The organism is Fulvivirga sp., assembly GCF_040220315.1.
GTDB lineage: Bacteria > Bacteroidota > Bacteroidia > Cytophagales > Cyclobacteriaceae > Fulvivirga.
Map to the genome: position 1 here is coordinate 1 of NZ_JAVJUY010000079.1, position 10614 is coordinate 10614.

Consider the following 10614-nt stretch of genomic DNA (forward strand, 5'->3'; position numbering starts at 1 on the left):
ACCTCAAGAATGTCTGGATTTGTTCAGTCATTGATAAAAGATAAAAAATTTAAGAATAGAAATAAGATTGTTAAACGAGTTAAAAAATACGAAGGCATAACGGATCGAATGGAAATTGAGGTAGCTGAATACCTGTCTAAACTATCCACTTCTAATTTAAGCGATGAATCTTCGCTCCGGCTTAGGGGAATGATTTCAATCGCTAATGATCTTGAAAGAATTGCAGATCTCTTTTTCCAAATCTCACTATCAATTGAAAGGAAGAATGAAAGTGATGTCTGGTTTTCAGAAAAACAGATAGGCAACCTCATGGAAATGTTCCAGTTAGTAGATAAATCTTTGGAAATAATGAACTCTAACTTAGCTGCTGACCATAAAAAAGTTACTTTGGAAGAGGCATTTAACGTAGAGAAACACATTAATAAAAAGAGGGATCAGCTTCGCAAAAAACACTTAAAAAGCATTGAGAATAATTCATATCATGTGCTTAACGGAATTGTATATGCCGATATGTACAATTTGCTAGAACGGATAGGAGACCACGTTATTAATGTGACTGAAGGTATTACTGGTGAACTTGCCCGTGATGAAGAGGATCGTTAGCTACTAAGATTATCAATAGCAATCCAGGCCATTAATCCTGAGCCAATCTCAAGAGCATCTTCATCGATATTAAAGGTAGGTGTGTGAACGTAGGAGGTTATTCCTTTTTGTTCATTTCTGGTTCCCAACCTATAAAAACAAGCAGGCACTTCATGAGTGTAATAAGAGAAATCTTCTGCACCCATCCATAGGTCCAGGTCTTCTACATTTTCTTTCCCTAAATATTCTTCAGCAGATTTTCTGGCACTTTCTGTGGTGGTAGGGTCATTTTCGAGATAGGGGTAGCCTTTAGAAATATTCACAGTGCACGAACCTCCCATGCCTTCAGCAATACTTTCGGCCATCTTTTTAATGATTCTATGAGCTTCTGCACGCCACTCTTCATTCATGGCTCTGAATGTGCCAGCCACTTCTACTTTTTCCGGGATTATATTGGTCGCTCCATTTGCTTCTACTTTGCCAAATGAAAGGACAGTAGGGGTTTTAGGACTAGCGTTTCTGCTTATTACCTGCTGCAAGGCAACTATTATGTGCGAGGTAATAAGCACTGGGTCAATCGCCAATTCAGGAATGGCTCCATGCCCACCTTTTCCGTGAACAGTCAGGTAAATTTCATCGCAACTGGCCATATACATGCCGGGCCTAAAGCCAACTTTTCCAACAGGTATTAATGGCATCACGTGCTGTCCAAATATTGTTGCAGGAGCTGGGTTTTTTAGCGCACCATCTTTTATCATTAACGAGGCGCCTCCAGGATTTTTTTCCTCCCCGGGTTGAAAAATAAGTTTTACGGTGCCTTCAAACTCACCTTTTAATGCGTTTAATATTTTTGCACAACCGAGGAGTGAAGCTGTATGTGCATCGTGCCCACAGGCATGCATAACGCCTTCATTTTTTGATTTATAGGGCACGTCATTGGCTTCTAAAATCGGCAGGGCATCCATGTCTGCCCTTAGAGCAGTCACCTTTTTATCAGGATTTTTACCTTTGATAATGGCCGTTAAACCTGTTTCTGCTATCCCTTCTTTGGGTTCGATGCCAAATTCCCTTAGCTGGCCGGCTACAAATTTTGCCGTATTAAACTCCTGATACGATAATTCCGGATTGGCATGAATATGTCGTCTGATGTTAATTACATCTTGTTTATACTCTTTAGCAAGCTTCTTTATCTTTTCAATCAATTTCTTCTAAGTATATTTTTTCAGGTATAATAATGGAGTTGGGAAACTTCCGCTTCAACTGGGCATACGTTTTTTGTGCTTCTAATCGCGAATAATATTTACCAACTTTTACTTTAAAATTGGGTTCATCATATTTTAAAGAGGGCGAAGCATCGGAAAGAATTGAATAAACTTTACCCCTTGCAATTTTGGCTTCTTCACTACTAGTGCCTGAGTAAACCTGTACTGTAAAGCCATCTACATACTTAATGTTGGCTTTTAGCCTATTAATGCTGTCTAACACTGCATTCAGGTTTTTGGTAACATCATTAGTTGGCTCCGGGTAGCTAATTTCAACCTCTTTGGTACTAGATTTTACTTCTTTAGATTCATCTAATGCATCAAACTTGGGCCGATGAACTGATAAATCTTCGTTATAAGTTTCTATGCTCGAGGTACTGGTAGTTGTTGTAGGTGAACAAGCATAAATAGCCAAACTATAAACAAGAAAGTATAAACTCTTTTTTATCATTTAATCTTCTACTAAAACGCACTTATTATTATTGATGTCAGCTTCAACCGTCTTGAATTTAACATCTTTTTTCATACTCCCATCCATATACTGAACAGTAACCCGATCATTTCTTCCAAATACCTTCTCAGACTTCAAAGGCTTCGTAATTTCAGCAGGTGGCCTGTTGGCTGCTGGTTGTCTGCCACCACCACTTAGAAGCGATCTCGATTCTTCTTTCTTCTCACTTAATTTCTGTCTGCCTCTTTGTCGTGCTTCCTGCACCTGACTAGGATCTTCTACCGGTATATCTGCCTTCATTAAGAATGAAATAGTGTCTTCATTTACTTTGGCAATAAACCTTTTGAAGAGTTCGAACCCTTCGAACTTGTAAATCAAAAGTGGGTCTTTTTGCTCGTAAACGGCATTCTGAACACTCTGCTTCAAGTCATCCATTTCTCGCAAATGGTCTTTCCAAAGCTGATCGATAATAGCCAGGGTAATCATTTTCTCCATAGCTTTGATCATTTCCTGATTGTTGGTATCAACGCATTTTTGGAGATTGGCTGCTACACCAATTTGTTTTTTGCCATCAGTAAATGGAATAAGAATGTTTTCTATCGTAGCACCACGCGTTTCAGAAATATTTTTGATAATTGGTAATGCCTTTTCGGCAATTCCATTATTTTTTCTCTTATACGCTTCGAAGGCCACTTCATAAAGCTTTTGAGTTAAATCTTCTTCTGAGATGGTAGAAAATTCATCTTTTGAAATCTCAAAATCAACGCCAAGAACGCCTAAGATTGTGAGTTTAAAGCTGTCAAAATTATCAGCTCCTTTGGTATTCAATACGATGTCTTCACAAGTATCGAATAGCATGTTCATAATATCAAGTTGTAGTCGCTCACCATACAGTGCATTTCTTCTACGCTTGTAAATTACCTCACGCTGTGAGTTCATTACGTCATCATACTCAAGCAACCTTTTTCGAATACCAAAATTATTTTCTTCTACTTTAGTCTGGGCTCTTTCAATGGATTTGGTAACCATAGAATGCGAAATCACTTCACCTTCTTGTAAACCAAGTCTATCCATAATCTTTGCGATACGCTCCGGCATGAACATACGCATTAGGTTATCTTCCAAACTCACGAAGAACTGCGATGAACCCGGGTCCCCTTGTCTACCAGAACGACCTCTCAACTGCCTATCTACGCGTCTTGATTCATGACGTTCCGTACCAATGATTGCTAAACCACCAGCAGCTTTAGACTCAGGTGTAAGTTTAATATCAGTACCTCTACCAGCCATGTTTGTTGCGATAGTTACGGTGCCTGGTTTACCTGCCTCAGCTACAACTTCAGCTTCACGAGCGTGTTGCTTGGCATTTAACACCTGGTGGTTAATCTTGCGCATGTTGAGCATTCTACTCACCAACTCCGAAATTTCCACAGAGGTAGTACCTACCAATACTGGCCGACCTTTTTGAGTTAAGGTCACAATTTCATCTACCACTGCATTGAATTTCTCACGTACGGTTTTATACACCATATCTTGCCTGTCGTCTCTGGCAATTGGTCTGTGAGTTGGCATAACAACTACATCCAACTTATATATTTCCCAGAATTCACCGGCTTCGGTTTCCGCAGTACCCGTCATGCCGGCAAGCTTGTGGTACATTCTAAAATAGTTCTGTAAAGTGATGGTGGCGTATGTTTGAGTAGCATCTTCCACCTTCACATTTTCCTTAGCTTCAATGGCCTGATGTAAACCATCAGAATACCTTCTGCCATCCATTACACGGCCAGTCTGCTCATCAACGATTTTTACCTTGCCATCAACGATGATGTACTCAGTATCTTTTTCGAATAGCGTATATGCTTTTAAAAGTTGGTTAACCGAATGAATTCGCTGTGATTTTATGGAGTAATCTTTAATCAACTCATCTTTTTTAGTGACTTTTTCTTCGTCACTCAGCGATTCGTCTTTTTCCAGGTTGGCGATTTCAATACCAATATCTGGCATAATAAAGAAGTTAGAATCTTCACCTTCTTTGGTAATCAGGTCAATACCTTTTTCAGTAAGCTCAATACTGTTATGCTTTTCATCAATGGTGAAATACAAAGGTTCATCTGCTTCAGGCATCATTTTCTGATTGTCTTGAAGGTAGAAGTTCTCTGTTTTCTGAAGAATTTGACGCATACCTGTTTCACTTAGGTATTTAATCAAGGGCTTATGTTTTGGCAAACCTCTAAAGGCTCTGAATAATGCTAATCCACCTTCTTTTTCGTTACCCTCTGATATAAGTTTCTTAGCCTCGACTAAGAATTGCTGCGTTAATTTTTTCTGTGCATCAACCAGTTTGGAGATTCGAGGTTTTAAATCGTAAAATTCGTGTTCATCACCGCGTGGCACCGGCCCTGAGATGATTAATGGTGTTCTGGCTTCATCAATCAATACAGAGTCCACCTCATCAATCATGGCGTAATGATGTTTTTTCTGTACCAGATCATCCGTTTCACGAGACATGTTGTCTCTTAAGTAATCGAAACCAAATTCATTATTAGTTCCATAGATAATGTCGCACCTTAGGCCGTTTTTCTTTCCTCTGAATTAGGTTCATGTTTATCGATGCAATCGACAGTTAGTTCGTGGAACTCAAAAATAGGAGCCATCCACTCACTATCACGTTTTGCCAGATAGTCGTTAACAGTTACTACGTGAACACCTCTTTTGGCTAAAGCATTTAAAAATGCAGGGAGTGTTGCCACCAAAGTTTTACCTTCACCGGTAGCCATTTCAGCAATTTTACCTTCATGCAGCACTATACCACCAATCAATTGCTCATCGTAATGCAGCATATCCCATTTAATTTCAGTGCCTGCTGCTAGCCATTTATTTTTCCATATGGCCTTTTCACCATCTATTTCAACATTAGGCTTTTTGGCGGCTAATGTTTTATCGTGCATGGTAGCATCTACCACTAAATGGTCATTGTCTTTAAACCTGCGGGCTGTTTCTTTTACAATGGCAAAAGCCCTGGGCAATACTTTTAATAAAACCTCTTCAAGATCTTTATTACGTTTCTCTTCAAGGGAATCTATTTCATTAAATATTTCTTCTTTTTCATGAATATCAAGATCGGGATTATCATTCACCTTCTTATGAAGTGTGGCAATTTCCTCATCTATTGACTTTAAATACTCATCTATATCGCCTTTTACGGCCCTGGATTTTTCTCTTAATTCCTGATCGCTTATGCTGCTTAGTTTTGCAAACTCTGCATTAATCTCCTCCACCATCGGCATCAGTTTTTTTATGTCTTTGTCTGACTTTGTGCCGAATACTTTCGCAATGAATTTTAACATACTTGTATTAACTTTTAACGCTCTAAGTTAAGTCGTTTTTTATAATTTTTACCGCTCAATTTAATTCAATAACACCCGTAAAAACCTCCAATGCCGGGCCAATTAAATAAATATTTTTAAACTCCGTTTCTGATACTTTTTGAAAGGCAACTTCTAGCTCGCCACCTTTTGTTTTAATGGCAATCGGACTTTTTAAGCCCTTTCCTGATGAAGCTAAAGCAGCTGCTGTTACTCCTGTACCACATGAAAGGGTTTCATCCTCAACGCCACGCTCGTATGTGCGCACGTGTATGGTATTACCTTCCACTTCAACAAAGTTTACATTCACACCTTCATCTTTAAAGGTGTTATTATTCCTAATCGATTTTCCTTCTTTAAAAACATTGATTGTTTGATGATTAAAAACGAATTCGACCAGATGTGGTGAACCGGTGTCAATAAATATACCATCATCCATTTCTCTGACAGAATGTACGTCTGACATTTTGAGTTTTACGATCCCATCTTTTAAAATACTGGCTTCATGAGGGCCATCATGGGCAAGAAAAGTAGTAGATGAGGAAATAAGACCGAGCTTTTTTGCAAAGTTAACGGCACATCGGCTGCCATTACCGCACAAGCTCTGGCTACCGTCCGGATTGTAAAATACCATCTCAAAATCGTAATCTGGGTGGTTTTGGATGATAATTAACCCATCGGAGCCAATTCCGAATTTACGATCACATAACTTTTTAGCCAGATCAACAGAGTGATTGATATTGTTCGAAGTATTATCGAGCAGAATAAAATCGTTGCCGGTGGCCTGATATTTAAAAAATGGTAATTGTGTCATGTTCATTAAACGAACAAAGTCCCACTGCAAGCGGGACTTTTATAGTTATCTTAGTTACAATTTTTACTTCACTTCTTCAAAGTCCACATACTCACCACCTTTGAAATTTTCCTTCTTAGGTTTTTGATCTTTAGGAATGTAATCAACATTTACATTGCTGTTTTTTGGTCTTTGAGAACTATTTTGTTGTTGGTTACCGTACTGATTCATTGATGAGCCTCCTAAAATCATTCGGATAAAGAAGCCTAATCCCTTAAAAAAGACATAACCAAGTATAAATATGATTAAAAGAAACTTTAACATTTTATTCTTTTTGCTTTATTAACTTATCTACTCAAGTATAGGTTTCGTTCTGAGTAGATTTTCATAAAATAATCGTCCATTAAATCATCTATAAAATAGATTGATTCACCAGTTGATTTCATTTCAGGCCCTAATTCTTTGTTTACATCAGAGAACTTATGGAATGAAAAAACAGGCTCTTTGATGGCATACCCTTTTTTAACAGGATTGAATGTAAAGTCTTTTACTTTTTTCTCTCCCAGCATCACTTTAACAGCATAATTCACATAAGGCTCTTGATATGCCTTACAAATAAATGGTACCGTTCTGGATGCCCTAGGGTTTGCTTCTATAATGTAAACTTTATCATCCTTAATGGCAAACTGGATGTTAATTAGCCCTACGGTTCTTAATTCTATCGCAATCTTCTTTGTGTATTCTTCAATTTGTTTGATAATTAAGTCGCCCAAATTATAGGGAGGAAGAACAGCATATGAATCACCGGAATGAATACCTGCAGGCTCAATATGCTGCATGATTCCAATAATATACACATCTTCTCCATCGCATATTGCATCAGCCTCTGCCTCAATAGCACCATCTAAAAAATGATCAAGCAAAACTTTGTTTCCAGGAATTTTCTTAAGAATATCAACAATATGTTCTTCCAGTTCACGCTCGTTTATCACGATTTTCATGCTCTGACCGCCTAAAACATAAGAAGGTCTTACAAGTAGCGGGAACCCTAAATCTTTTGAAAGTTCAATGGCAGTTTCTGCATCTTCGGCTACGCCAAATTTTGGATAGGGTATATCATTATCTTTCAGCAATTGAGAGAAACTTCCTCTATCTTCGGCCAAATCCAACGCGTCAAAGCTAGTTCCAAGTATTTTTATCCCGTACTTCTCAAGTTTTTCTGCCAACTTAAGAGCGGTTTGTCCTCCTAACTGAACAATTACACCCTCAGGCTTTTCATGTCGTATGATTTCATAAATGTGCTCCCAGAATACTGGCTCAAAATATAGTTTATCAGCAATATCAAAATCGGTAGATACCGTTTCAGGATTACAGTTGATCATGATGGTTTCATAACCGCACTCTTTTGCAGCAAGAATTCCATGCACACATGAGTAATCAAACTCAATACCCTGACCTATTCGGTTTGGACCTGAGCCCAATACAATTATTTTCTTTTTATCAGATACGATTGATTCATTTTCCTGATCAAATGAAGAATAATAATAAGGCGTTTGTGCTTCAAACTCAGCAGCACAGGTGTCTACTAACTTGTATACCCTATTGATACCTAGTTCTTTTCTTCTATCAAAAACTTCACTCTCCCAGCATCGCATTAAATGGCCAAGCTGTCTGTCAGCATAGCCTTTTTCCTTTGCTGTTCGTAAAAGATGTTCGGGAATCGTATCGATTTTATGTTTTTCGATCTCATTTTCAAGTGTAATGAGTTCATCAATTTGATAAAGAAACCACTTATCTATTTTTGTAAGGTTTTGGATGGTTTTAAATGGTATGCCCAATTTAAAAGCATCATAAATATGGAATAACCTGTTCCAGCTTGGGTGCTCCAAGCTATATAGTATTTCTTGTTGCTTGGTTAGTTCTTTGCCATCGGCACCAAGTCCATTTCTTTTAATTTCTAGCGACTGACAAGCTTTTTGTAACGCTTCCTGAAAGTTTCTGCCAATTCCCATCACCTCACCAACCGACTTCATAGAAAGACCTAGCTTTCTATCAGAACCCTCGAATTTATCAAAGTTCCAACGCGGTATTTTAACGATTACATAGTCAATAGCCGGCTCAAAGAATGCTGAGGTAGTACCTGTAATAGCATTGCTTAGTTCATGAAGGTTATAGCCAATGGCAAGTTTAGCTGCTATTTTAGCGATAGGATACCCCGTTGCTTTTGAAGCTAGTGCGGAGGAACGAGAAACCCTTGGGTTAATTTCAATGGCGATGATATCTTCTTTTTCATCTGGGCTTACTGCAAATTGCACGTTACAGCCTCCGGCAAACTTTCCGATTGACCTCATCATATGGATGGCCATGTCCCTCATTTTTTGGAACGTAGTATCGGACAGTGTCATTGCCGGGGCAACAGTGATGGAATCACCTGTATGAATGCCCATCGGATCGAAGTTTTCAATAGAACAAATGATAGTAATATTATCTTTGTTATCTCTCAATAACTCCAATTCGTATTCTTTCCAACCCATTAAGGCTTTGTCAATCATCACCTCATGAATAGGCGACATTTCCAGGCCTTGCTTCAGTAGGTTATCAAATTCTTCTTCTTTCCATACAACGGCTGCGCCTGCTCCTCCTAATGTGAAAGATGAACGGATACAAAGTGGGAAACCATATTCCTGAGCAACTTCTTTACCTTCTAAGTAAGACTTGGCAGTGGTTTGTGGTGCCATTGGAATACCAATCTTATGCATCAGGTTTTTGAACTGCTCCCTGTCTTCCGTGATGTTAATAGCCTCGATATCAACACCAACGATTTTTACACCGTATTTCTCCCAAATCCCGGCCTTATCACAATCAATAGCTAAGTTCAACGCTGTTTGGCCACCCATAGTAGGTAAAACAGCATCGATGTTATGCTTATCAAGTATTTCTCTAATGGATGCTTTAGTCAGAGGTTTTAAATACACATGATCGGCCGTTACGGGGTCTGTCATGATGGTAGCCGGGTTTGAGTTAATTAAAATTACCTCAATACCTTCTTCTCTTAATGATCTGGCTGCTTGTGAACCTGAATAGTCAAATTCACAGGCTTGTCCGATAATAATAGGACCGCTACCGATGATTAAAACGGAGCGTATACTACGATCTCTTGGCATGGATTAGTGGTTAGAAATTTGTAAGATAAATGACTCGTGCTCAAATTGGCACAAAGGTATATCATACGGCTAGAGAATCAAAAGTAATATTGTAAAAGAACTAGGGGTATAAGGATTATTTAATGTGTTTAAACCAAAATATTGGTGCAGCTATTGTATGAGCAAATAATAATGCTAATAGCCATCCAATTTTTTCATTATTGACGATCTTTTGTGATTTGAATAAAAGTGCACAATAGATAATCATTCCTGCAATTGATGTAATAAACATCACGAACAAAACACTTGTATTTAAGTCAACATGTAGCAATCTCATTACTAAAGCTATTGTTGATGTAAACGGCAATATAAGAAGCACAAATTTTAGTAGCGGATTGTTAACCATTTTTAACGTTTTTGAATAATACTAATAGTGAATATACTCTTATTGAGATAATAAACAAAATAAATGATAAAAGAATGATAAATCAAGAATCAAGAATCAAGAATCTTTTTTACTTTCTGCCGATCGCTTGAGGCATCGATCATTTTTAGCCAGCTAATTTGTTTGCCGCTTTTCACTGACTGATAGTAATAGACTTTGTCGACAAGAATGAGTTTACTTTTACCTAGTTCATATCTTAATACCTCGACCAAATCACCTTCCATCAGTGGGTTATTATCGAGATCAAATAAGGCAGGCAAAGTATCTTTTTCTTTCTTTTTGAAAAGTCCAAACATGGGTTTGAAACTAGGAAATTCTCCAATTTATTGCCAGACAACTTTAATTTTTAATCTTACCGACTAGTTGGTGTGCAAATTTTGAAAGAACGTTTTTTTCTTCGCCAATCGTCTGATTCAAATAGCACTTGACTTCCATTTCAACATAAGAGAGGTGATTGAGCAGCTGATCTTCTAGATAAGCGAAGCACGCTAGCATTAGTGCTAGAATGATAAGACTGGTAATTTTATAGTGCTTTTTGTACATGCTCATTACACACACTTGTACGCTCTATGG

7 protein-coding genes and 1 pseudogene are annotated in these 10614 nt (G+C 38.1%); 1 reads left to right on the plus strand and 7 read right to left on the minus strand.

Features of this window, described 5'->3' with window-relative positions; all coding sequences use genetic code 11:
• A partial coding sequence (locus tag RLO81_RS03535; RefSeq protein ID WP_350107323.1) for a PhoU domain-containing protein occupies window positions 1–603 on the plus strand: 603 nt, incomplete at its 5' end.
• On the opposite strand, the gene RLO81_RS03540 is transcribed toward RLO81_RS03535, so the two are convergent.
• The 7 genes and pseudogenes from RLO81_RS03540 to RLO81_RS03570 form a co-directional block, all read right to left on the minus strand.
• Window positions 600–1784 carry a M20 metallopeptidase family protein gene (locus RLO81_RS03540; protein ID WP_350107326.1) on the minus strand — a complete coding sequence of 395 codons (1185 nt, stop codon included), beginning with the start codon at window positions 1782–1784 and terminating at the stop codon, window positions 600–602. The two genes, RLO81_RS03535 and RLO81_RS03540, sit on opposite strands and share 4 nt — an antisense overlap.
• A complete protein-coding gene (locus RLO81_RS03545; protein WP_350107329.1) occupies window positions 1777–2295 on the minus strand; it encodes an SPOR domain-containing protein in 519 nt (172 codons plus the stop codon). The genes RLO81_RS03540 and RLO81_RS03545 overlap by 8 nt, the downstream gene beginning before the upstream one ends.
• Window positions 2296–5642, minus strand: a pseudogene (gene secA / locus RLO81_RS03550) (preprotein translocase subunit SecA). It lies immediately after the preceding gene.
• 55 nt (window positions 5643–5697) lie between these two features.
• Window positions 5698–6474 (minus strand): diaminopimelate epimerase, encoded by a 777-nt coding sequence (gene dapF / locus RLO81_RS03555; RefSeq protein ID WP_350107332.1) that lies wholly within the window; start codon window positions 6472–6474, stop codon window positions 5698–5700.
• Window positions 6475–6537: 63 nt separating this feature from the next.
• Window positions 6538–6777, minus strand: a complete 240-nt coding sequence (locus tag RLO81_RS03560) for a DUF4834 family protein (RefSeq protein ID WP_350107335.1) — start codon at window positions 6775–6777, stop codon at window positions 6538–6540.
• A gap of 23 nt (window positions 6778–6800) precedes the next feature.
• A complete protein-coding gene (gene carB / locus RLO81_RS03565) occupies window positions 6801–9617 on the minus strand; it encodes a carbamoyl-phosphate synthase large subunit (RefSeq protein ID WP_350107338.1) in 2817 nt (938 codons plus the stop codon).
• A 474-nt stretch (window positions 9618–10091) separates the two neighbouring features.
• Window positions 10092–10337, minus strand: coding sequence for a hypothetical protein (locus tag RLO81_RS03570; RefSeq protein WP_350107340.1), 246 nt, complete (start codon window positions 10335–10337; stop codon window positions 10092–10094).
• Between the last annotated feature and the right edge of the window lie 277 nt (window positions 10338–10614).

Bases quoted from the DNA above. Each gene is read 5' to 3' on its own strand.
- RLO81_RS03545 (WP_350107329.1), bottom strand. From the start codon at position 2,295: ATGATAAAAAAGAGTTTATACTTTCTTGTTTATAGTTTGGCTATTTAT.
- dapF (WP_350107332.1), bottom strand. From the start codon at position 6,474: ATGACACAATTACCATTTTTTAAATATCAGGCCACCGGCAACGATTTT.
- RLO81_RS03560 (WP_350107335.1), bottom strand. From the start codon at position 6,777: ATGTTAAAGTTTCTTTTAATCATATTTATACTTGGTTATGTCTTTTTT.
- carB (WP_350107338.1), bottom strand. From the start codon at position 9,617: ATGCCAAGAGATCGTAGTATACGCTCCGTTTTAATCATCGGTAGCGGT.
- RLO81_RS03570 (WP_350107340.1), bottom strand. From the start codon at position 10,337: ATGTTTGGACTTTTCAAAAAGAAAGAAAAAGATACTTTGCCTGCCTTA.